A 23,700-nucleotide genomic window follows, 5' to 3' on the forward strand; every position below is an offset into this window, starting at 1 on the left:
AGGCATACGCCTCCTATTTTGGATCAATGATATGTTTCAAAGAAAAAGCCCTGAGATGAGACATCTCAGGGCAGCGTGAAGTAAGAGGTACCTTTGCATAAGGCATCTCTACTTTTTTCACGGGACCTTTGAAGTCTCACAGTACTTCTTTAAAGGATTGTTCTTATTTAGACTACTTCCGCTTCTTTTTCTTCTTCCTCTGCAAATAAATCTTTCTTACTGTAGCTTTCTTCTTTATTTGGCAAGATCAAGTGCAGTGCGATTCCGATAATCGTCGCTAACGCCATGCCAGCAAGCTGAATGTCATCTGTAACTTGAATGAATGCCCCACCAATCCCTATAACTAAGATAACCGATGAGATAATGAGGTTTCGTTTGCTCCCAAAGTGAATGTTGTTGTCGATCAACATACGCATACCAGATGATGCAATGACACCGAACAATAAGATCGATACTCCGCCCATAACAGGAGTCGGAATCGTTGAGATCAGCGCGGCTATTTTTCCGATAAAGGCAAAACCAATCGCAAGGGTAGCTGCGCCGCCGATAACGAACACACTGAATACGCGGGTAATAGCTAGTACACCAATGTTCTCACCATACGTAGTGTTTGGAGGGCCGCCGATAAAGGAAGCAATCATTGTCGCCACACCATCCCCTAAAATCGAGCGATGCAATCCAGGATTTTTGATGAAATTCTTTCCGACAACTTTACTTAACACCATCTGATCGCCAATATGCTCAGCAATCGTCACAACAGCAATTGGCATCATGATCGCAGCAATCGCCCAAGACCACTGAGGTGTATAACTAACAAATGGAACCAATAATTCTGGCGCTTGAATCCATGCCGCTTCTCTTACTGGTGTAAAGTCAACCATTCCTTGTGTGAAAGCGAACAGGTAGCCTCCGATAATTCCAAACATGATCGGTACTAAGCTTAAAAATCCTCTTGCAAACATCGATACAATGACGGTAATCGCAAGGGTAACTAAAGCCACCAAAAAATGCTTTGTGCTGTATACTTGTTCATCAAGCCCTGGAATGTACATTGCCATATCAATGGCCACTCCTGCAAGACCCAGACCGATGACGATAATGACTGGTCCGACAACAATCGGAGGTAAAATTTTCATAATCCACTCAACACCGCTTGTTTTAATGATGAGCGCAACAGCTCCGTATACGAGTCCTGCAAGAAAACTTCCAAGCATTGCTCCTTCTGGTCCACCAAGTGATGTGGCAGCAATAATCGGAGCAATGAAGGCGAAGGATGATCCTAGATAAGCTGGGACCTTTCCTTTTGTGACAAGCAAGTAAGCCAGTGTTCCTAGCCCACTTGATAATAAAGCAACAGCAGGTGATAGACCGACTAAAAATGGGACCAAGATTGTTGCACCAAACATCGCACACAAGTGTTGGATACTTAACATAAACCATTTATCAAAACGTGGGATTTCATTAATTGCTACTTCATTTGTTTCTTTCTTCATTGTTTATTCCTCCTCTGATTTCAAACAAAAAACCTCTTTGCGTATGACAAAGAGGTTTTACCTAACAATATCCGAACCGTATCGCTCGAATTTCAGCAAGGAGTAAACCCTCTTGTCAGCCTCGCAGGACTGGGTTAAAGAGGTATACATATGAGGTTTTTTGAATGGATGAATCTGTTGTTATCGTTGTTCGATCGTTACTTCATCTGTTGCATCCACTTCACGGAGCTTGGCAACAATTTTTTCACTTTTCGATGTCGGAACATTCTTCCCAACAAAATCAGGACGTATCGGTAATTCACGGTGTCCACGGTCGATCAACACAGCTAGTTGAATTTGCTTCGGCCTGCCAAGATCAATCAATGCATCTAGCGCAGCTCGTACCGTTCTACCTGTATATAATACATCGTCAACTAAAATCACTTTACGATCTGTGATATCCATCGGAATGTCTGTTCCTTGCAAAATAGGTTCTTCATTACTCGATTTAACTGAAAGATCATCACGGTAAAGGGTAATATCGACTTCACCTACTTTTACTTTGACACCCTCAATTTGTTCAATGCGTTCTTGTAGGCGATTAGCTAGGTAGATTCCTCTCGTTTTGATTCCTACGAGTACACAATTGTCGACCCCTTTGTTTCGCTCAATAATTTCGTGTGCAATACGAGTTGTTGCACGGCCTATTGCTTGTTCATCTAAAATTAATCGCGTCATGATGCTCACCTTCTCAACATTATTATTGTCCCATTGTGAATGCAACTAAAAAACCTCCAGCCAATATAGCTGGAGGTAAACGTATTGTGTATAAGCATCTCAATAAAGATACACTTATCCCACTTTTTATCCGTTTCCTTCTCAGCCTCACAGGACCATAGTTAAAGGACTATTTGATTAACTAAATTATCGCAGAATTGATTCAGTCTGTCAATTACTTAATCGTAAATAATGCAGAAGTTCTTCCATATCAGCTGGAATCGGTGCATGAAACTCCATTTCTTCTCCTGTTCTTGGGTGAACAAATCCAAGCATCGTTGCATGAAGAGCTTGACCTTCTATATCAAGAGTCTTCTTCTTCGGTCCATACTTAGGATCTCCAACTAATGGATAGCCAATATACTTCAAATGGACACGAATTTGATGAGTACGACCTGTTTCTAGTTCGCATTGGACATACGTGTAATTATTAATCACTTCGAGTACGGTAAAATGCGTTACAGCGTCACGACTATTTTCTTCGGTAACCGTCATACTTTGACGCTCTTTTTTATCTCGACCAATTGGCGCATCGATGGTTCCATGTTGATGTGGAATGACTCCATGGACAACTGCTTTATAACGACGTTTGGTCGTTTTTGCTTTTAATTGGTTAACTAATGATTCGTGCGCATGATCATTTTTTGCGATCATAATTAAACCAGAAGTATCTTTATCAATACGATGAACAATTCCAGGTCTTTTCACTCCATTAATGCCTGATAAATCATCACAATGATGCAACAATGCGTTGACAAGCGTACCTGAATAATGTCCCGGTGCAGGATGAACAACCATTCCTCGTGGTTTATTGACAACAATCACATCTTCATCTTCGTAAACAATATCTAATGGAATATCCTCTGCAACAACATCAAGCTCTTCTGCTTCAGGAATAACCAATGAAATATGATCTTCTAATTGTAATTTATAATTTGCTTTTGTTGATTTTTCGTTGACAAGGATATGGCCTTCCTTAATCCATTGTTGAACTTGAGATCTTGACCATCCATTTTCTGTTGCTGTTAAAAATTTATCAATTCGTTCACTTCTATTGTCTTCGCTTACGTTCCATTGCATGTTTTCCATTAAGTTGTCTCCTTCTTCTTACGCTCATCTACTATCATTTTTATAAATATGAGGGCTACCCCTACACATAGGGCCACATCGGCCACATTAAAAATAGCAAAATTGTATCCGAAAATAAATGTGTCTACAAAATCCACCACTTCGCCGCGAAAAATCCGATCAATAAAGTTCCCAATTGCCCCACCTAAAATGAGTCCTAATGAGCTTCCATAAAGCCAATCGTACTTCGCTTCTTTTTCCATGTAGTAAATAATACCAATGATAACAATTGTCGTTATAATATAGAAGAACCACATTTGGCCTTGTAAAATTCCAAATGCTGCCCCTTGATTACGGTGAGAAGTTATGTAGAATACATTCTCAATCACAGGAATACGTTCTCCAATTTCCATAGATGTGTCAATGATCCATTTTGTCACTTGATCAATAACAACTATCACGAGGGCTATGATATAGTAAATCAATGTCTCTTCCTCCGCTCTTGTACACTTGTTTTCATACTTATGCATTGTAGCACAAAAAAAGGGGGATGTCCTCCCCCTTATAATCCATTCAAATAGTGATCATAATGCACGTTTCGTTGAATTTGAACTTGATCGTCACCGGTGTATCCTTCAATTCCTGTAGATAAAAAACCTTCAAGGTCTTCAACATAACCAATTAGTTCATTTCCTTCATCTAAAGAAGAATCTTCATACACCATTGAATTTTCATTAAATCTTGCCACTGACTGATAAGCATCCTCGGCATCAAACTCTGTTTCAGTATCATCGTTGTCGTAGTTATAACGACCAAATGAATCTAAGATTTCTTCTTCAACTGGGCGGTCTTCAGCAATATGCTGAGTTGATTGTTCAACCGTCGTTTTGGCTGTTGGAATGGCTTCAAGCCTTTCTTTTGGTATCGCTTGACCAGTCACTTCACATATTCCGTATGTTCCACTTTGAATTTTTTCTAAAGCGACATTCACATCGGCTAATTGTTTTTCAAGATGAGCATAGATCGCGATATCTTTTTCACGCTCATATAAGTCAGTTGCTGTGTCCGCTGGGTGGTTATCATAATTAGATAATTCTCCTGTCGATGCGCTTAATGCTTGTTTTAATTCTTTATGTGCCTCGCTATTTACACCTGATTCAAGTTCTTTTTTCATTTCCTCTAATTGTCTCTTTTGTACACTCCAATTTCCCATGAATATTCTTCCTCTCCTGAGCTAAAGATCATAACAAGCTCACCATTAGTTTAACCAACTGAGTACAAACAACGAGCTGAAACTATAGCCAATTTGATGAAACACAAAGAAAAATCACCACTCCAAAGAGTGATGATTTCTTATTAATCTTGGTAATATGTTTCCACTGTATCGTGACAAGTTGTACATAATCCAGGGTGCTTGTCATGTGTACCTACTGTAGTTGAAACTACCCAACAACGTTCACATGTTTCACCTTCTGCTTTATCAACAACAATCGCAAGGTTCTCAAATGCTATCGCTTCAACTGGTGCATCAGTTAGACTTCCTCCAAGAGTTACACCTGAAACAATAAATAATTTCTCGAGACTTGGTGTTTTCTCTAACAATTGAGCCACATCGCCATCTGCATATAAAGTAATGGCCGCAGTCAGTGATTTACCAATTTTCTTATCATTCCGTGCTTGTTCTAATGCTTTTAATACATCATCTCGTACGGACATGATGTGTTGCCATTTTGCCTTTAACTTTGTTACGTCACCAAATGACTCCGCTTCTGGCATATCCGTTAATTGAACACTGTCTTCCCTTACAGCTGGGATATGTTCCCACACTTCGTCTGCCGTATGAGACAGGATTGGTGAGACAAGCTTTGTTAGAGCAAGGACTGACTCATACATGACCGTTTGGATCGCACGGCGCTCAGGGTGATCTGCATGCTCAATGTACAATGTATCTTTCGCTAAGTCCATATAGAACGAACTAAGTTCGATTGTACAGAAATTGTGAATCGTGTGATATACATTAGAGAACTGATATTGATCATACGATGTTTTCACTTTGTCAATCACTTCATTTAGTTTAACAAGCATAAATAAATGAACCTCATCCATTTCTTCCTTTTTCACAGCATGAACTTTAGGGTCAAAATCATGTAAGTTTCCAAGTAAGAATCGGAATGTGTTACGGATTTTACGGTATGATTCTGACACTTGTTTTAAAATTTTGTCAGAAACACGTACATCTGATTGATAATCAACAGATGCTACCCATAATCTTAGGATGTCAGCACCCAATTGCTTCATTACATCATTTGGAACAACGACATTTCCAACAGATTTACTCATTTTACGACCTTGGCCATCAAGAGCGAAGCCATGGCTTAATACCCCTTTGTATGGAGCTTTGCCTGAGACGGCAACACTTGTAGAAAGTGATGAATTAAACCATCCGCGGTATTGATCCGATCCTTCAAGGTATAAATCAGCAGGACGAGTCAAATCGTTACGCTCTTCTAAGACCGCTTGATGAGAAGATCCTGAATCAAACCAAACATCCATAATGTCCATTTCACGAGTAAACTCTCCGTTTGGACTATGCTCAGATGTAAAACCTTTTGGTAGTAAGTCTTTTGTCTCCCATTCAAACCAAATATTTGATCCGTGCTCACGGAACAAGGCTGAGACATGGTCAATCGTTTCATCAGTGATGATCGGTTCGCCATTCTCTTCGTAGAATACCGGGATCGGAACTCCCCATGCACGTTGTCTTGAAATGCACCAGTCACCACGATCACGTACCATGTTATATAGTCGTGTTTCACCCCATGTTGGTAACCATTCAACATCTTTAATCGCTTGGAGTAATTCTGTTCGGAAGTTCGCAATCGATGCAAACCATTGGGCAGTCGCACGATAAATAACTGGTTTTTTCGTTCTCCAGTCATGTGCGTACGAGTGCGTAATGAATGTTAACTTCATTAACGCGCCAACTTCTTCAAGTTTTTCCGTAATAGGTTTATTCGCTTTGTCATAGAACATGCCTTCAAAACCTGGAGCCTCGTCTGTCATATTCCCTTTATCATCAACTGGACATAGTACATCTAAACCATACTTTTGACCAACAATGTAATCATCCTCACCATGACCAGGGGCAGTATGAACGCAACCTGTTCCAGCTTCTAATGTGACATGGTCTCCACACATAACGAGTGAATCACGGCCATAAATTGGGTGTTCTGCAACAACGTGTTCAAGTTCGGCCCCTTTGATTGTGTTCACAACTTGAGGGTTCTCCCATTCAAATTCAGCTTTTAGCTTTTCAAGTAGACCAGCTGCAACAACGTATTTATTGTCATCCACTAGAACCACGTTGTAATCAAGTTCTGGGTGAACAGCAATCCCAAGGTTCGCAGGAATCGTCCAAGGAGTTGTAGTCCAGATGATGATCTTTTCATCACCTGCTAAAACATTTTTCCCATCCTTGATGCCAAACGCTACATAGATCGATGCTGAACGTTTATCTTGGTACTCGATTTCAGCTTCAGCTAATGCTGATTCAGAAGATGGTGACCAGTAGACAGGCTTTTTCCCTTTATAAATAAAGCCTTTTTTGGCCATGTCACCGAATACTTTAATTTGTTGCGCTTCATATGCCTTATCAAGTGTGATATAAGGATTCCACCAATCGGCTCGTACGCCTAGACGCATAAATTGATCACGCTGACGACTCACTTGTTCACGTGCATATTCTTCACAAAGCTTACGGAATGCCGCAACCGTCATTTCTTTACGTTTTACTTTTCCGTTCTTTGTTAATGCGGTTTCAATTGGTAAACCATGCGTGTCCCAGCCAGGTACATATGGTGCTTGGAAGCCTGACATCGACTTGTAGCGAACGATGAAATCTTTTAGTACTTTATTTAAGGCATGCCCCATATGAATGTCGCCGTTTGCGTATGGAGGCCCATCATGTAAGATAAACAATGGACGACCCTCTGTGCGTTGTTGAACTTTACTATAAATGTCTTGTTCGCTCCATTTTTCTTGACGCTTCGGCTCATTATTTGGTAAATTTCCACGCATCGGAAATTCTGTTTTTGGCATTAACAATGTTTCTTTGTACTCCATTATTTGTTCCTCCTTATTTATTATCCATATCACAACTTATACTTAAAGCATTAAAACAAAAAAGCCCCCTCATCCCTAAGTAGGGACGAGTTGACTTTACCCGTGGTACCACCCTAATGAAAAGAGGAACTAACCGCACTCCTTTTTCACTCAGCATTCGTAACGTGAACGAGCCGTTGCATCCTACTAGATAACCGTTCGGTGCAAAACTAAAGGGGGATTTTCGATTATGACATCGTGTTCAGGCTCACACCGTCCCTGAATCGCTTTTCTGATTGTTCATAACTTACTGTCCCTTATCATTGTCATCTGCTATATAAGTAATCCTTATTATATGCTACTTGATCGATCCCGTGCAAGGTCGTCTTCTAAAAAAGCTCATTCACTGACCGCTTAAGAACGCTCTTCTGAAAATTCAGCTTCCTCACGTTCGACAAACTCATCCCAGTCATCCGTGTTTAACATTTCAAGTTGTGCTTCAATTAACATCTTAAAACGCATCTTATAAACAGAGGCTTGTTTTTTCAGTTCCTCCATTTCAATCATCACTTTACGAGACTTTGAAAGAGAGTCATTGATAATTCGATCAGAATTTTTTTCAGCTTCCTTCACAATCAGCTGTGCTTCCTTTTGAGCATTGCGTCGCACTTCTTCTGCAGTCTCTTGCGCAATAAGAATTGATTTATTTAATGTTTCTTCAATGTTTTTAAAATGCTCTAATTTTTCATCAAGGTCTGTGACACGATCAAACAAATCTTTCTTCTCGCGTAAAATTGCTTCATAATCTTTAATGACTTGGTCAAGGAATTCATTGACCTCATCTTCGTCATACCCACGAAACCCTCGCGTGAATTCTTTGTTGTGAATATCCAATGGTGTTAAAGGCACAATTGCCACCCCCGATTTTCTATGGTTTGCTGTCCGTCCGATTTGGCAGCTACATTGTTTTACAGTTCTTTTCGACAAAAACAGAGTAAACCCTTTAATTTCCCACTACTATTTTGTGGGTATTATGTAAAATAATTCATATGAACACACTTAAGTGAGTTTACCATAACGAATGCGCACTTTGTCTTTTTTTGTCCGACCTTCAAGCGAATCAATTTTACTACGCCCATATCCACGAACTGAGATGTAATCTCCTTCTTTAACAACAAAGTCTACTTGATCACATATTCTCCAATTCACTTTAACTAGTCCCTTTTCAATATAAGGTCTTACTTTCGCTCTAGATAAGTTATAGATTTCAGATAGAACCGTATCAATTCGAAGTGATGAAATAGTCGCTGCCTCATCAGACCATGTAGCTGGTGATGACTTGTACTCTGAAAGGGGAAGTGGCTCCATCCGCACACTCGCTTTTCCAATCTTTGTAACATTCATTTCGACAAAGTCAGCGATTTCACTTGCTACGATCACTTGAGCCGTATCTTGTTCTACTGTAATATCTCCAAACTTGTGCCGCACTAAACCTATATTCATTAAAGAGCCAAGAACATCTGAATGAGTAAGCGTCACAAATTTCGCCGGAAAATGGATGCTAAATAATGTAAGATCGAATTTAGAGGGATCAATTTCAAGATACGGTGGACATATGTAAGCACGCTTTCGCTCAGTCGTTGGTCCGCCCCCAAAACATTGGACAATGACATCTTCATCATGGCCGATAATCGACTTGACGATTGCTTGTTCTCTCGGGTCAAGGAAGTCCGTTCTCCGCACTTGATGCATTAAACCGACTTCCTCCTTCCACGATACCACTTGTTCGACAAAGGGTCTTTCTTCTTCCCTATAGTGCTGAAAGATTGACATAATCTAACCCCTAACTAAAAATCGCTAATACACCGTTACTTGCTAGACGAAGCACGATAATGGCAACGATCGGAGAAAGGTCTATCATTCCAAGTGGCGGAACAAAGCGTCTAAATGGCTCTAAATACGGCTCAACGATACTCCCTAAAAACTGACCAAATGAGGATTCACGCGCATTCGGAAACCATGAGAGAAGGATATAACCAATAATTAAAAATGAGTAGATATACATAGCGTTATATAATAAATAACCTATAGTTTGCACGAATCATTCACCACCTTTACCATACCTTAACGATCAAATTGTTCTTGCAACATTTCTGATATGGAGCCTGTTACATCAACATTATCAGGTGTACATAAGAAGATATTTTGACCGAGTTTTTGAATGTCTCCTCCAATAGCATACACTGTTCCACTTAAAAAATCGACTACTCTCTTTGCTTGGTCATACGAAACACGTTGCAAGTTGATAATGACAGCTTTTCGATTCTTTAAATGATCCGCAATATCTTGTGCTTCATCATATGTTCTCGGTTCGACAAGAATGACTTTTGCCCCTTTTTGAACACTCTGTAAACTAACAACATTTCCTTGTGCTTGTTGTTTTTTGGACCCCTTATTATCGTTTGAAACAGGATCTAGTTCCTCATCTTGTTCATCGACTACCTCTTCGTACTCACGAACATCATCCTCTAATTCGAAAAAACGTTTAAACTTCTTCTTCATGCCCACAACCATCCCTCCTTGTACTATTTAAACCTTTAATTACTCACGTCTTCTTTTCCCACTAAGGCAGTACCTACTCGTATAAAGGTAGCTCCTTCTTCAATCGCTATTTGATAATCATTTGACATACCCATTGATAACTCTGTACATGGTGCGTGAACCCATTGTTTTGTAGCAATTTCCATTTGGAGTTGCTTTAACTTCTTAAATATCGGCCTCGTTTCTTCAACATCCGAAACAAACGGTGCCATCGTCATCAAACCAATCACTACGATAGACGGATATTTAACTAGCTTTTCAATAAATGGTATCACCTCATCTGGTGATAACCCTGACTTTGATTCTTCTGCAGATACATTCACTTGTACAAAGCACGGAAGCTTTTTATCGTCCGCTAAACGCTTGTCCACTTCACTCGCTAACGACAAGCGATCAAGTGAATGTAAATAGGAGATATCATTTACGACATGTTTCACTTTCTTTGATTGAAGTGAACCGATAAAATGCCATTTGGGCAGAATCCCTAATTCTCTCCGTTTCTGCTCTAGCCCTTCATGTCTATTTTCTCCGAAATGGACAATGCCTGCTTCAAGTGCTTCTTGCGCTCGCTGGACACTTACATATTTTGTAACAGCGACAATGTGAATGTTCTCAGGACTTCTCCCGACTCTTTCACAAATTGCAGCTATCTCTGATTGAATGTGATCAAGATTATGTTTTACTGACAACGTATAACCACCTAACCTTCTCCGTGACTATTCTACTTAAGTCCGATATAACTCATCATACGCCCTGTTAAACCTGATTCAGCGCGATATGAGTACATCCTTTCATCACTTGCTGTACAAATCGTAGAAATTAAGATGTTTTCTTTCTTCACACCTTGATTAATTAATAATTCTTGATTTAATTTACGTAAATCAAGCTGATAGCGACCTTGATTATTCGGATAGAAAATGTTTTTCTCTTCTGCTAGTGGACAGATCTTGCAAACTGCTTCGACCGGCCTTTCGTCGACTTCATATGCCTCTCCACTAATACAAGGGCCAATAGCAACCTTTATGTCTTCAATAGGAATCTGCTCATCATTGACCCATGCATCGATCATTTTCGGGCCAATGGAGGCTACTGTGCCTTTCCACCCTGCATGTGCCAAACCAACTGCTTGATGCTTCGGGGCAAAAAACAAGAGAGGAACACAGTCTGCATATAAACTTGTTAACAAAATCCCATTCTCTCTCGTGTATAAACCATCTGTTCCCTTTATCGCTGTCTCGAGTGTTGTCGCGCCAAGACCTTTTTCTTGGTGTGAAATTTTTTGAATTGTAGCTTCGTGAATTTGTTCAGAGCTTACCCATCGTTCAAGTGGCATACGTAATTTTCGTGCTAAACGTACACGATTTTCACGCACATCTTGCTCATTATCTTGAACATGAAAACCCATATTTAGAGAGGAAAAAGGCGGCTGGCTGACTCCGCCATCTCTTGTAGAGATCCCAGCAAGGAGTGTTGGGTGCTCAGTTTGCCAACGATCTACGGATAAATGTGTGTCATCTTGTTGAATAAATGGTTCACCCATCCACACTCCACCTGCTTCCTTTTGCTATCATTCATAGTTTGTTTCTAGTTTACCATAATTGACCGCTTGCAAGAAACGACTTTATTCCTTTTTCATCGCCTTCTTACTGTCGTCTGTTGACTTATATTCGGAAGTGGGGGCCTTAGACTTTCTGGGACCTCAACAAGAATCACATCGGATCCAATTTTTATAATGTTTTTCCAAGGAATGATTATTTCTTGTTCTTCCCGTCCAAATAAGCCCATCATTTTTCCTGTACTGTTAATCACCATCGCTTCAATGGCACCTGTATTTAAATTGATATCTAGGTCGGTCAAATGTCCTAAGCGCTTTCCATTCTCCATGTTAACGATGTCTTTAGATTGTAGATCTGATATTTTCATCATCGTCTATACACCTCGCTTGTTTATTAGCCTTTCATTCATTGTATGCAAGTTGTACGATAGATTATGAACATCACTCATATTATTAAGTAAAAAAGAAAAAAACGTAGAGCCTCTTCTGCATCGAGAGAGGGCTCTACGTTTTCAACTTTGGGCGTGCTTATTCATTTGCTGAATCGCTGCTTTTTCAAGCCTTGATACTTGCGCTTGCGAAATACCAATTTCATCAGCCACTTCCATCTGTGTCTTGCCTTGATAAAACCTCATATTCAAAATCATTTTCTCACGGTCATTCAATCTGACCATCGCTTCTTTTAACGCAATTTCTTCCACCCAGTTTACGTCTTTATTACGATCATCACTAATTTGATCCATGACGAAAATAGGATCTCCTCCGTCATTGTAAATTGGTTCAAATAATGAAACTGGATCTTGGATCGCATCTAGTGCAAACACGACATCTTCTTTTGGAACATCTAAGATTTTCGCAATTTCTTGAACCGTGGGCTCCGTTTCACGCTTTTTTTCAGCCATTAGTTGATCACGCACTTGTAATGCTTTGTAGGCAATATCTCGCAATGACCTTGATACACGAATAGGGTTATTATCTCGTAAATAACGTCTAATTTCACCAATGATCATTGGCACTGCATACGTTGAAAATTTAACATTTTGACCTAAATCGAAATTGTCAATCGACTTCATTAATCCAATGCAACCGACTTGAAACAGATCATCGACGTATTCCCCGCGATTGTTGAAACGTTGAATGACGCTAAGTACTAAACGTAAATTCCCATTCACTAACACTTCTCTTGCACTGTAATCACCACTTTGAAGCTGAGTAAAAAGTACGCGCATTTCTGTGCTTTTTAATACTGGAAGCTTCGATGTATCCACACCACAAATTTCAACTTTATTTCGTGTCAATTCTTTCCCTCCTAACGCGGGGAGATGATGTCAAGTAAAGTATCTCCTCCGAAGGGAAAAATATGCACAAGCTAATATCAGTCAATTTCGACTAAATCAATCGGTTGTTGGTATGAAAAGAAAAACATCTACGAAAAAAAATTTAGACCATTTTGTTGAATTCTTTTTGTAATCGTTTAATAATTCGTTTCTCTAGTCTCGATATATATGATTGGGAGATACCTAGCATGTCCGCGACATCTTTTTGCGTTTTTTCTTCTTCACCTGCCAATCCAAAGCGTAATTCCATAATTTGCTTTTCTCTCTCATTTAACGTGTGGAGGGCTTTTACGAGAAGTTTTCTATCAACTTTTTCTTCTATACCTCGTGTAATGATATCCTCCTCTGTACCAAGTACATCGGACAAAAGAAGCTCATTCCCATCCCAATCAATATTTAGTGGCTCATCAAATGATACTTCTGAGCGGGTTTTGTTGTTTCTACGTAAATACATAAGAATTTCATTTTCTATACATCGTGAGGCATAGGTTGCAAGTTTTATTTTTTTTTCGGGATTAAATGTGTTTACGGCTTTAATTAATCCAATCGTGCCAATACTAATCAAGTCTTCAATATTAATACCAGTATTTTCGAACTTTCTTGCAATATAGACGACTAGCCTTAAATTACGTTCGATTAGCATGGATCGAACAGCTTTATCGCCTGAAGGTAGTTTTTTGAGGAGCACTGCTTCTTCTTCTTTTGAAAGAGGTGGTGGGAGCGCTTCGCTACCTCCAATATAATAGATTTCATCTGGTTTCATCCCCAAACGATCTAGAATACGAAACCACCATAGTCTGATCTTCAGCTTCAACATTTGCAATCTCCTCCTTTGATGTCTCGTTAATTGGCAATTGTGCTTACTGACGGCCCTAGAACAAGCGATGGGTGAATAATGCTTCTGTACGCTTGTTCAGGTGATAACTCTTGATCTTGCAAACCAACTAACACATGCTTTGTCTTAAACTCATGTCCGCCATGCTTCACTATCACATAATCAGGTTTGAGGGCCGTAAGAAATGGTGTCGATTGTCCAATCACTTTATACGGAATCACTTTTGTGCGCTTTAATAATTCATCTGTAACATCATTCTCGTCGTCGGTCGTCATAGTTAAATTTAATAATTGTTGAATGCAATCTTGTCCAAAAGCATCATATAAGCATGATGCTTCTAAAATCATCACCGGAGCCTTAGTAATCGGATCGTGAAGTTTATTACCACTATCAATCAATCCATCTGTTCGTATCAGATGTCCATCAATGCAAATTTGTACAGTAGCTAATTGTTGGTATTCGATTCTCTTAACTTCCATTGTCTCGATTCGATGTTTTGAAAAGAACCATACAAGTGGAAAGCCTATCACGACAAAGACCCAACTAATGCCACTACCGTATCCCGCTGCTGCTGGGGAAGATACAGCCTCCAATAGATCAATTTCTGTTCGCCAAAAATAATGTAGAGCGAACAAGCCACCACCTGTCATAAAGGTAACAAAGTAAAACATAAAGAAACTTTGAAGAAAGTACTTCCACCTCTTAAATCCAAAGGCAATGAGAACAATCAAAATGGAATAAATTAATTTCATCCATGGTTGATAAAATAAACTACCAATAGGTGTGAACATTAAAAAGATAATCAATGAGGCAAATAAAGCGGCTAAAATAAATCTAACATGGAGAAACTTTCGCTTAAGAGCAATAGCTGTTAAAGCAATTAATAAATAGTCAATGCAAAGATTAAGAAACCAGATCACATCGAGGTAAAGAGTCATCGCATCCCTTCTTACCATTGTTTTGAACTAAGTATATAGTAAAGTCTATTAATTAGTCTGTCAGTTCATGACGAGCAACTAGAGGTTATTTTGAAAGATTTTCAGCTATTCTGTCTGAAAACTTTTTATTTCTAATTGCATAGAACATAACGCCTACTTAAACAAAAGTAAAAAAGCCTCGATACCAAATCGGTATCGAGGCTTTTGCTAATTATTATCTTGTGCGGTTACGGCGGTTACGTAAAAATGTAGGGATGTCCAATGTGTCAGAAGAGTCTTGCGGCTGTTGAGATTGTTGTTGTTGTTGGAATTTCGACTCTTTTTGAGGCTCTTCTTGCATTGGCTTTACTTGTTGTTGTTGCTGTTGCTTCATTTGGTTTTGAGGCGTTTGACGTTGTGGCTTATTCTCCGTGTCATCAAAACCTGTTGCAATAACCGTTACAATGATTTCATCTTTTAAATTTTCATTAATAACAGAACCGAAGATCATGTTTACTTCTGCATCAGAAGCTGCTGAAACAATTTCTGCGGCTTCATGTACTTCATATAAACTTAAGTTTGATCCACCAGTAATGTTCATTAGAACACCTTGAGCACCATCTACAGATGTTTCAAGTAATGGACTTGAAATGGCTTTTTTAGCCGCTTCTGATGCACGGTTTTCGCCAGTTGCAATGCCAATTCCCATTAATGCAGAACCTTTATCTGTCATAATTGTCTTTACATCTGCAAAGTCTAGGTTAATCAGACCAGGTACGGCAATTAAGTCAGAGATCCCCTGCACACCTTGACGAAGTACGTTGTCAGCTTCGCGGAATGCTTCAAGCATTGGTGTATTCTTATCAACAATTTCAAGTAGACGATCATTAGGAATAACAATTAATGTATCTACTTTTTCTTTTAAAGCACCAATTCCTGTTGCTGCTTGATTTTGACGTTTACGACCTTCAAAGGTAAATGGACGTGTTACCACCCCTACTGTTAGGGCCCCGATCTCTTTTGCCACTTCAGCAATAACAGGTGCTGCTCCAGTTCCTGTTCCACCACCCATTCCAGCTGTGATGAAGACCATATCTGCGCCTTGAAGAACTTCCTCTAATTGGTCACGACTTTCTTCTGCTGCTTTTTTTCCAATATCAGGATTAGCACCAGCACCTAAGCCACGAGTTAATTTTCCACCAAGCTGTAACTTGATCTCTGCTTTTGACAGATGCAACGCTTGTGCATCCGTATTAACAGCTATAAATTCTACACCTTGCAAACCATTTTCAATCATTCGGTTAACGGCATTACTACCTCCGCCACCTACACCAATTACTTTAATTTGTGCTAATTGATCCATATCCATTTCAAATTCTAACATTTAAGGTCCCCCTAATCAGACTGTGTGCATCATTTGCTATTATTCAAAGAACACTTTAAACCAGTTCTTCATCTTAGATTTAGCTTTTGTTCCGTCTTCGACACCAGATTTTTTCTTCTCTGCATTTTGCATTTTCTTTTCTTTGTGAGTTTTTTCTGGTGCTTCATATTCAGCTACTGAAGCAGCTATTTCTTTCCCTTGAATCTTCACATTCTTATACGCAAATTGGATGAGCCCCACACTTGTTGTGTATTGTGGTTCGCGTACACCAATGTAGTCCGGGATCGCTACCCTTACGTTACCTTGTAAAAGATCCTTCCCAAGTTCAAGCACACCAGGAATCATTACTGTGCCCCCTGTCAGGACGTATCCACTAGGAAAATCACGATGCCCTAGGCGCATGATCTCTTTATAAATTAACTCATAGATCTCTTCCATCCTTGGTTCAATAATATGTGCTAAATCATATTGACTAAACTCATCCTTCTCTCCACTACCGATAGCCGAAACATTAAAGCGCTCTTCATCAGAAGCTTCATCAATAAAAGAATGACCATATTTAATTTTTATTCGTTCCGCTTCTTCCGTTGAAACTCTTAGACCAATCGCAATGTCATTAGTGATATGTTCTCCACCAATTGGAATGACCGATGTCGACTGTAATGTGCCTTGTTCAAACACTGAAACGGTAGATGATCCTCCACCAATATCTACAAGACACACACCTAAATTCTTTTCGTCTTTAGAAATAGCAACCGACCCAGCTGCAAGTGGTTGAAGACAAATATCGGCTATCTGTAATCCAGCTCTTTCAACACAACGCAACAAATTATGTAAGATGGTCTTAGAACCTGTAATGATTGTTCCTTCCATTTCAAGCCTTACACCAATCATGCCTCTAGGATCATTAATTTCTTCTAAACCGTCAACAACAAATTGCTTAGGTATAACATCAATGATTTCTCTTTCAGGTGGAATTGAGACAACTTGAGCTGCATCAATGACTCGTTGGATGTCTTCATCACCAATTTCTCTATCAGGACTTGAAACAGCCACTACACCGTGACAAGGTTGCAGTTGTACATGATTACCATTTACACCGACAATGACTTGTTTGATAGAGAGGCCAACCATTCTCTCAGCTTGTTCAATCGCTTTTTTTATGGAGCGCACCGTTTCATCTATATCGACAATTGCTCCTTTACGAATGCCTTCTGACAGAGAATTCCCTACTCCGACAATATTAATCGTACCGTTCGCCACTTCACCAATTATGACTCGGACATTGGATGTACCGATGTCTAGACTTACATAAATCTCATTGTTGTTCAAACTGTGGCACCTCCTTCTTAACTAATACCGATTCAATGATTCATAGTTTTTCGCTATTTGTACCCGACCCCAAATGTTGAATATAATGAACTATTCAACATAGAGCGCTGTTTTCCTTTTAAAAACTCTCTTTTTCTTTTTTTTTCATTGATTTTGATTGTTTTTTACCCTTCAGTTCTTTTTGCTTGCCATTTAGATAATAACATACGTCTGATTACAGCGATATTGTTAAATAAACGAACACCGAAAGCAAAAATTGCCGCTAAGTACAAGTCTACACCAAGATGAACACCTAGAAAAGCCAAACCTGCGGCTAATAAGATATTAAAGAAAAATCCAGTCACAAAAACTTGTGAGTCGAAGGTCTCCTGCAATTGAGCACGAATCCCTCCAAATAGAGTATCTAGTGCCGCGAGAACAGCGATTGATAAATAACTTGTATACTCAGCAGGCACCCTAAACTCGGTCATAATACCTAATAAAACCCCAAGTAATAACCCTATAATTGGAAGCCACATCTCTAGCTACCCCTCCTTTATTTCTTCCATATACCTCACTCGAGGTGTTTGGTCATATCCTGGCAACACCAATTCAGCGGCTTCTTCTATCGTTAATAGAAAACCATCAATTTCAAAGTAATCTACTGACTCAGAAACAACCATTCGATTATGCAACCCTTCAGGATCATTTGTTAACACTTTAAGTTCAAGAGGTAGGGGAGGTAGACGACGATAATTTAAATGAGTAATCCCATTTACTTCACGAAAAGCAGAGGTGGTAATTAATCGTTCACCAGCTACGGAAATATTTGTCGCTCCATATAAATTCAATTCGTTGATCAAATAACGAAATCGCTCTGGAGAAGGCGTTCTTCTCATTGGGCTAGTAGAGTACTCATCATAAAATGGCTCAATACGCACAATGATACCAGGTCCTCTAGCTTCTGTCAGACCAGCCTCAGAACGCAAGCTTTCTATTTGTTGGTTTAGGACGATTAATAACTCATCTTGGTTCTCTTCAGATGTGGCAGCATATTGACTGATTAGCTCTTGAGTCTTCTGAATGTCGCCTGTTAATTGTTTTTGTCTTTCTCTCTCTTGTTCCATTTCATTACGTAATTCTCTAATATCCCGAGTGTCTCTTAGAACAGGCTCTTGTGTCGTTTTAAATTGAATAGCAAGCATAAAGCCAATGATAAAGGCAACAAAAGCGAAGGTCCATTTTCGGTCCATCTTAGTCACCCACCCCCTGATAAATACGGGTCTAACTCAATCAGTTGTTGCTGCTGAATTCTAACTGAAATCTCATCATTTAATAATTGATCTTTCACGCCACCTACTAAAGAAATAGCTTGCTCGAATTTTTCGCCATCTCCAATGGCCGTAACAACAAACGGAGCATACGATGTATTCCCATCAACAATGATAACAGGACCCGCACATTGTATATAAGACTGCGGTGATAATCTATGTCCATTAATAGCTACTGCTTCTGCTCCTGCAACAAACAATTCATGAACGACCCTTTGAACATGAATCTCATGAACAATATAATCATTGGGGTTAGCACCTTCTGGCACATATGAAGCATCTTCGAGTGAAACTTCTAGGCCAGGTCCTTTAACAGGTACATTCCCAACTACTTTACGCAAGCGATCAAGATCTTCTATTAGGTTCGTTGTACGGATTTCTTGTTCAACATTTTTTTCTGCCAACTCTTCTTCTAATTGTCTTACTTCACTTTGATAATTTCTTAACTCATCCTGGAGTATTTGGTTTCTTTCTTGGATGTTAGCAACCTGCTGTCGCAGCTCATCCTCATGCCTCCACTGCTTTTCATAACCAGGAGTTAATTCAGCCTGTCTTTCATTCGTGAGTTCATAGCTCAGTGCTAAAATAAAGCCTGTTACGAGTAGAACGAAGGATAAGATTGCTTGTTTACCCTTCAATTTCACTTTCTTCTTCCTCCTCAAGGTCGAAATCCTCAAAATATGGACTCATTTTCATATGCAAAATGCCATTACGATCGGAATTCAGTTCTTTAACAATTGATGGATAAGGGAGCATTCTTTCTTTAAAGTTAGTAATCGTCGTATGAACTTCAAATCCATCATTCATATGTAAAATGACTTCATCAGATTCAGCTTCTTTTGGTACGTAAAACACTTCAGACATTCTTTCAATGAGTTGCTCTGGCGTCTCCATTAACTCCCTAGAAAAATCTGTTAACGCATCACCTTGCTCCCAATTAATTAAGATTGGTGCATCAGCCGGATGTTGATGCCTAGGTAGCTCATTTAAGAAGATACCACTAGTAAGAAGTGGATAATATTTTCCATTATCGTATAAATACCCAATACGTGTATGTTCAACAACCTCAATGATTACAGTTGTAGGAAATTTACGTTTTAGAGTTGCGTCTTTAATTTCGGGAGTCATGATTAGCTTATTTCGAATCACATCTTCTTCAAGATTCCAAATGCTTGTCCCTGTTTCAAGTTCAGCAAACTGGACGACTTTTTCATCACTTAACAAGAAATTTCCGTTAACCTCGAGTTGACGGATATGACTTAACGGAGATTGGAAATACACCATCGCTAATAGCAACAAAAAGAAAAGTGACAAAAAGAACAGTAACCGCCGATTTGCCCTCTGCTTTCGCTGCTCTTTTAGTGAAGGTATCCGCTCATTTATCGTGACTACTTTATTATTGCCCATTTGATATCCCCCGATTATCGCCCTCTACGATATAATTATCGATCTCTGATTCTCCAATCTCTTTCAGACCTACGTAAAAAAGAAAGTTTCCTTAGATTTGTTTAATTATACCATAGACAGTCGATAGATACACTGTTGTTTAAGGGGTTTTAAGCTTTCTTCCAATCATTTCTACTTCCGTTTCCATTTCAATCCCTTTTGCTTGTTTAATTTTGTATTTAGCATGCTCAATCAAATTTAAAACATCACTCGCTTTAGCTTGATCAATATTCACAATAAAGTTCGCATGCAACTCCGAAATTTGCGCACCTCCAATTTGATACCCTTTAAGACCCGCTTCTTCAATCAACTGACCTGCATGGTTAGGTAGTGGGTTTCTGAATACACTTCCACAAGTTGGGTGACTCCATGGTTGTGTTTCTCTTCGGTAGTCTTTGTTTTTTTGCATATGTGCTACAATTTCTTCTTTTTCCCCTTTTTTTAATTGGAAAATAGCTTCGACACATATCCCTTCTTCACGTTGCAATCTAGATGTTCGGTAGGCGAACTCCATTTCTGATCCATCAATCCATTCTAAGCGACCATCCGGATATAAAATATGGGCTTTTTTTAAGATCTGTGAAACATCTGCCCCATGAGCTCCCGCATTCATAAAGACCGCTCCACCGACAGAGCCAGGGATACCTCCTGCAAATTCAAGACCAGATAGCCCTTGACGACTAATTACCGTTACTAATTTAATCAGAGGATATCCTCCACCAACACGGATTTCTTCTTCTTCTACTTCTAAATGATCCATCCCGCGTCCGAGTTTAAGAACAACACCTTCGATGCCTTCATCTGATACGAGTAGATTCGATCCCCGACCAATTGCTCGCCATGGTACCCCTTCTTCTTTTATGATAGACATTGCTTCTTTAAGACCTTCTAAATTTTTAGGCTCTATTAATACATCTGCAGGGCCACCAATCTTCCATGTTGTATGTTGGCTAAGTGGTTCGTTAATTTTTACAGTACCCACTTCTGCTTCTTTTAACTTTTGAATCAATTGATCCATTCCTACATCCCTCTCCCTGGCTGTTTAAGCATTTTGTTTATAAATCTTATTTTCGTATGTCTTGTCTTCAGTTTAGCTTGACACATCTTTAAGTAGTTGATAAACATCATTCGCTGCTGTTGGAACACCTAACTTTAATGCTCCTTGATGCATCGACTCCCATGATTCTTTTTTGGATAAAACTGAATCAATATCCTCAAGTAATCTTATTCCACTCATTTCGTTTTCTAAACGAACAATCGCCGCTCCGCCTTCTTCAAGTGAACGAGCATTTTTTACTTGGTGGTTATTTGTTACATAGGGGCTTGGTATTAAGATACTCGGCAGTCCTAGTGCTGTTATTTCGGCCAAAGTCGTCGCGCCTGCACGTGCTACAATCAAATCAACGGCGCCTAAGACATCAGGCATATTATGAATAAACGGTTTAATGATGACATTTCTAGGGCTCCCTGCTTCTTCCACCTTTTTTAAAACGGCGTCATAGTGAACAGACCCTGTGACATAAAGAATTTGATAATCCTTTGATGAAACTTCATCAATGACACTTAAGAACGCATCATTTATTGGTTTTGCTCCACGACTTCCGCCAACAATTAAGACCGTTTTTTTGTTTTGATCAAGCCCTACAGAAGAAGCGCCAGCTTTTGCATCAACATTCATGACTTCTGTTGCTCGTGGATTTCCTGTAAAGACCACTTTTTCTTTTGGGAAATACGGAGCTGCTTGATCAAAACAAATGGCAACTTTATTTACATACTTGCTAAGGAATTTATTTGTTAGACCTGGCACACTATTTTGTTCATGAATTACTGACGGTATCCCTAGTTTCGCAGCTGCATAGACAACTGGTCCACAGACATATCCTCCGGTTCCAATAACAACATCAGGATTAAATTCCTTTAACATCTTCTTACTTACTCTTGTACCTTTTAAGAAGCGTAAGACTGTTTTCACATTTTCAGCTGAGATTTTACGTCTAAATCCAGTAATATGAATCGTCTTAAATGGAATCCCTTCTCTTGTCACAAGCTCACTTTCAAGTCCTTTTTCCGTTCCAATGTATAAGATCTCAGCATTTGGATTTTGCTTTTTAATTTCTTTTATTAAAGATAGGGCAGGATAGATATGCCCACCTGTACCTCCACCACTCACTACAACTCTCATATTGTACCTCCAGCCTTTGTTACATATTGTTCATTTTATCACGAACAATGCTTGGTTTATACCGCATTTCTGTGTGATTTTTTGTAGATTAATACACTTAGACGCTTTCAAAGAAAAAAAGCTCTCCTACGAGTAGAAGAGTGGTCACATTCTTGCATGTCTGCTTATATTTAATAGTACCCCCACGGAAACAAGCATTAACGTCAAAGAAGATCCACCATAACTTAAGAACGGAAGTGTAATTCCAGTTACTGGCATCAACCCTGTAACTACACCGATATTAATCATCACTTGAATCGCGATCATGACAATAATCCCGACCGCCAAAAAACTACCAAATAAATCAGGAGCACCAAGAGATATCTTAATCCCACGCCAAAGCATAATTCCAAATAAAAGAATAACGAACACCCCACCAATAAAACCTAATTCTTCAGAGAGTATGGCAAAGATAAAATCAGTTTGAGGCTCTGGTAAATAAAAATACTTTTGTCTACTTTCACCGAGTCCCATTCCCATCAATCCACCAGGACCAATGGCGTATAATGATTGAATGATTTGAAACCCACTCCCTAATGGATCAGACCATGGATCTAAAAAAGAGGTGATTCGTTTAATTCGATACGGAGCTGAGACAATAAGACCAACGAAACCAACAACACCAATCATAGCGAGACCAACAAAATGACTAATCCTTGCTCCTGCAACAAAAATCATCGCTATACATGTCCCGACCATAACAGCACCCGTTCCAAGATCTGGTTGCAGCATAATCATTCCGAATGCTAGCATGACTAATGATAGCGATGGGACCAGCCCTTTTTTAAAAAATACAATCTTCTTTTGGTTCTCAGATAAGTATTTGGCTAAAAATGCAATCATCGCCATTTTCATAAATTCTGACGGTTGAATCGAAAATGCGCCGACACCAAGCCAACTTCTTGCCCCTCCTCGAACCAATCCTACTCCCGGGATGAGGACAATGATTAGTAGCACAAAGCAAATGATGACAATTAATTTTGCCCATGTTCGCCAAGTCCAATAATCAACATTCATAATAAAAAGCATTAGAACTACGCCAACACTCGCAAAAAATAACTGCCTTTTCAAAAAGAAAAAAGAATCATCAAACCTGTAAGACGCCCACGCCTCCGAAGCACTGTAGACCATAATTAAACCTATGGATAATAGAGCAATGGTCGTAAGTAGCAAGACATAATCTGGTGCATGCTTTTCTTTTTGCAATCGAGACACCTCATTTTAGAACATATTTATCACCATGACTCACATCTCCTTACATTTTATGCGCTTGTCTTCTAAAACATGTCCAAATCAAGTAACACACAAAAAAAAGCTACTATTTCAAAAGAAACAGTAGCTTAC

The 23,700-nt window shown here is 39.3% G+C and carries 25 protein-coding genes and 1 other annotated feature; all 25 genes read right to left on the reverse strand.

The genetic code is table 11. From position 1 onward, the window contains the following. Positions 1 to 167 precede the first annotated feature (167 nt). Entirely contained in the window at positions 168 to 1,493 is a 1,326-nt protein-coding gene (locus CDZ88_RS09200) for a solute carrier family 23 protein (RefSeq protein WP_100373270.1), read from the reverse strand. A gap of 180 nt (positions 1,494 to 1,673) precedes the next feature. Further along, positions 1,674 to 2,210 carry a bifunctional pyr operon transcriptional regulator/uracil phosphoribosyltransferase PyrR gene (pyrR, locus tag CDZ88_RS09205; protein WP_100374649.1) on the reverse strand — a complete coding sequence of 179 codons (537 nt, stop codon included), beginning with the start codon at positions 2,208 to 2,210 and terminating at the stop codon, positions 1,674 to 1,676. Between the two features lie 210 nt (positions 2,211 to 2,420). Next, on the reverse strand, positions 2,421 to 3,338 hold the full coding sequence (locus CDZ88_RS09210; RefSeq protein WP_100373271.1) for an RluA family pseudouridine synthase: 918 nt from the start codon (positions 3,336 to 3,338) through the stop codon (positions 2,421 to 2,423). Then, on the reverse strand, positions 3,338 to 3,802 hold the full coding sequence (lspA, locus tag CDZ88_RS09215; RefSeq protein ID WP_100374650.1) for a signal peptidase II: 465 nt from the start codon (positions 3,800 to 3,802) through the stop codon (positions 3,338 to 3,340). Before lspA ends, CDZ88_RS09210 begins: the two co-directional genes overlap by 1 nt. 77 nt (positions 3,803 to 3,879) lie before the next feature. Beyond that, a complete protein-coding gene (locus CDZ88_RS09220; protein WP_100373272.1) occupies positions 3,880 to 4,530 on the reverse strand; it encodes a TraR/DksA C4-type zinc finger protein in 651 nt (216 codons plus the stop codon). Between the two features lie 143 nt (positions 4,531 to 4,673). Beyond that, positions 4,674 to 7,439: an isoleucine--tRNA ligase gene (gene ileS, locus CDZ88_RS09225; protein WP_100373273.1), complete on the reverse strand. Its 2,766-nt coding sequence runs from the start codon at positions 7,437 to 7,439 to the stop codon at positions 4,674 to 4,676. A gap of 78 nt (positions 7,440 to 7,517) precedes the next feature. After that, positions 7,518 to 7,751: a binding site (T-box leader), on the reverse strand. Between the two features lie 81 nt (positions 7,752 to 7,832). Continuing rightward, complete coding sequence (locus CDZ88_RS09230) at positions 7,833 to 8,327, reverse strand: DivIVA domain-containing protein (RefSeq protein ID WP_100373274.1); 495 nt, start codon at positions 8,325 to 8,327, stop codon at positions 7,833 to 7,835. 150 nt (positions 8,328 to 8,477) lie between these two features. Beyond that, positions 8,478 to 9,251, reverse strand: a complete 774-nt coding sequence (locus CDZ88_RS09235; protein ID WP_100373275.1) for a YlmH family RNA-binding protein — start codon at positions 9,249 to 9,251, stop codon at positions 8,478 to 8,480. A gap of 10 nt (positions 9,252 to 9,261) precedes the next feature. Then, the gene (locus tag CDZ88_RS09240) at positions 9,262 to 9,516 is read right to left on the reverse strand and encodes a YggT family protein (protein WP_100373276.1); all 255 of its coding nucleotides are present in this window, start codon (positions 9,514 to 9,516) and stop codon (positions 9,262 to 9,264) included. Positions 9,517 to 9,542: 26 nt separating this feature from the next. After that, positions 9,543 to 9,986, reverse strand: a complete 444-nt coding sequence (locus CDZ88_RS09245; protein WP_100373277.1) for a cell division protein SepF — start codon at positions 9,984 to 9,986, stop codon at positions 9,543 to 9,545. Between the two features lie 29 nt (positions 9,987 to 10,015). Continuing rightward, complete coding sequence (locus CDZ88_RS09250) at positions 10,016 to 10,708, reverse strand: YggS family pyridoxal phosphate-dependent enzyme (protein WP_100373278.1); 693 nt, start codon at positions 10,706 to 10,708, stop codon at positions 10,016 to 10,018. Between the two features lie 32 nt (positions 10,709 to 10,740). Continuing rightward, positions 10,741 to 11,559, reverse strand: a complete 819-nt coding sequence (pgeF, locus tag CDZ88_RS09255) for a peptidoglycan editing factor PgeF (protein ID WP_100373279.1) — start codon at positions 11,557 to 11,559, stop codon at positions 10,741 to 10,743. 92 nt (positions 11,560 to 11,651) lie between these two features. Continuing rightward, a complete protein-coding gene (locus tag CDZ88_RS09260) occupies positions 11,652 to 11,945 on the reverse strand; it encodes a YlmC/YmxH family sporulation protein (RefSeq protein WP_100373280.1) in 294 nt (97 codons plus the stop codon). A gap of 141 nt (positions 11,946 to 12,086) precedes the next feature. Next, positions 12,087 to 12,872, reverse strand: coding sequence for an RNA polymerase sporulation sigma factor SigG (sigG, locus tag CDZ88_RS09265; protein ID WP_100373281.1), 786 nt, complete (start codon positions 12,870 to 12,872; stop codon positions 12,087 to 12,089). 142 nt (positions 12,873 to 13,014) lie between these two features. Further along, on the reverse strand, positions 13,015 to 13,728 hold the full coding sequence (gene sigE, locus CDZ88_RS09270) for an RNA polymerase sporulation sigma factor SigE (RefSeq protein WP_100373282.1): 714 nt from the start codon (positions 13,726 to 13,728) through the stop codon (positions 13,015 to 13,017). A 26-nt stretch (positions 13,729 to 13,754) separates the two neighbouring features. Further along, positions 13,755 to 14,684: a sigma-E processing peptidase SpoIIGA gene (gene spoIIGA / locus CDZ88_RS09275; protein WP_100373283.1), complete on the reverse strand. Its 930-nt coding sequence runs from the start codon at positions 14,682 to 14,684 to the stop codon at positions 13,755 to 13,757. Positions 14,685 to 14,898: 214 nt separating this feature from the next. Then, complete coding sequence (ftsZ, locus tag CDZ88_RS09280; protein WP_100373284.1) at positions 14,899 to 16,047, reverse strand: cell division protein FtsZ; 1,149 nt, start codon at positions 16,045 to 16,047, stop codon at positions 14,899 to 14,901. A 39-nt stretch (positions 16,048 to 16,086) separates the two neighbouring features. Beyond that, the gene (gene ftsA / locus CDZ88_RS09285; RefSeq protein ID WP_100373285.1) at positions 16,087 to 17,379 is read right to left on the reverse strand and encodes a cell division protein FtsA; all 1,293 of its coding nucleotides are present in this window, start codon (positions 17,377 to 17,379) and stop codon (positions 16,087 to 16,089) included. A 164-nt stretch (positions 17,380 to 17,543) separates the two neighbouring features. Further along, positions 17,544 to 17,897 carry a small basic family protein gene (locus tag CDZ88_RS09290; protein WP_100373286.1) on the reverse strand — a complete coding sequence of 118 codons (354 nt, stop codon included), beginning with the start codon at positions 17,895 to 17,897 and terminating at the stop codon, positions 17,544 to 17,546. A gap of 6 nt (positions 17,898 to 17,903) precedes the next feature. After that, positions 17,904 to 18,611, reverse strand: coding sequence for a DUF881 domain-containing protein (locus CDZ88_RS09295; protein ID WP_100373287.1), 708 nt, complete (start codon positions 18,609 to 18,611; stop codon positions 17,904 to 17,906). A gap of 5 nt (positions 18,612 to 18,616) precedes the next feature. Further along, positions 18,617 to 19,333: a DUF881 domain-containing protein gene (locus CDZ88_RS09300; protein WP_100373288.1), complete on the reverse strand. Its 717-nt coding sequence runs from the start codon at positions 19,331 to 19,333 to the stop codon at positions 18,617 to 18,619. Continuing rightward, positions 19,317 to 20,096, reverse strand: coding sequence for a cell division protein FtsQ/DivIB (locus CDZ88_RS09305; protein WP_100373289.1), 780 nt, complete (start codon positions 20,094 to 20,096; stop codon positions 19,317 to 19,319). The genes CDZ88_RS09300 and CDZ88_RS09305 overlap by 17 nt, the downstream gene beginning before the upstream one ends. A 139-nt stretch (positions 20,097 to 20,235) precedes the next feature. Then, positions 20,236 to 21,153: a UDP-N-acetylmuramate dehydrogenase gene (gene murB, locus CDZ88_RS09310; protein WP_100373290.1), complete on the reverse strand. Its 918-nt coding sequence runs from the start codon at positions 21,151 to 21,153 to the stop codon at positions 20,236 to 20,238. Positions 21,154 to 21,225: 72 nt separating this feature from the next. Continuing rightward, positions 21,226 to 22,317, reverse strand: coding sequence for an undecaprenyldiphospho-muramoylpentapeptide beta-N-acetylglucosaminyltransferase (gene murG / locus CDZ88_RS09315; protein ID WP_100373291.1), 1,092 nt, complete (start codon positions 22,315 to 22,317; stop codon positions 21,226 to 21,228). A 144-nt stretch (positions 22,318 to 22,461) separates the two neighbouring features. Then, positions 22,462 to 23,562 carry a stage V sporulation protein E gene (gene spoVE, locus CDZ88_RS09320; RefSeq protein ID WP_100373292.1) on the reverse strand — a complete coding sequence of 367 codons (1,101 nt, stop codon included), beginning with the start codon at positions 23,560 to 23,562 and terminating at the stop codon, positions 22,462 to 22,464. Between the last annotated feature and the right edge of the window lie 138 nt (positions 23,563 to 23,700).

Origin of the sequence: Bacillus sp. FJAT-45037 (genome assembly GCF_002797325.1) — a bacterium.
GTDB lineage: Bacteria > Bacillota > Bacilli > Bacillales > Bacillaceae_D > Alkalihalophilus.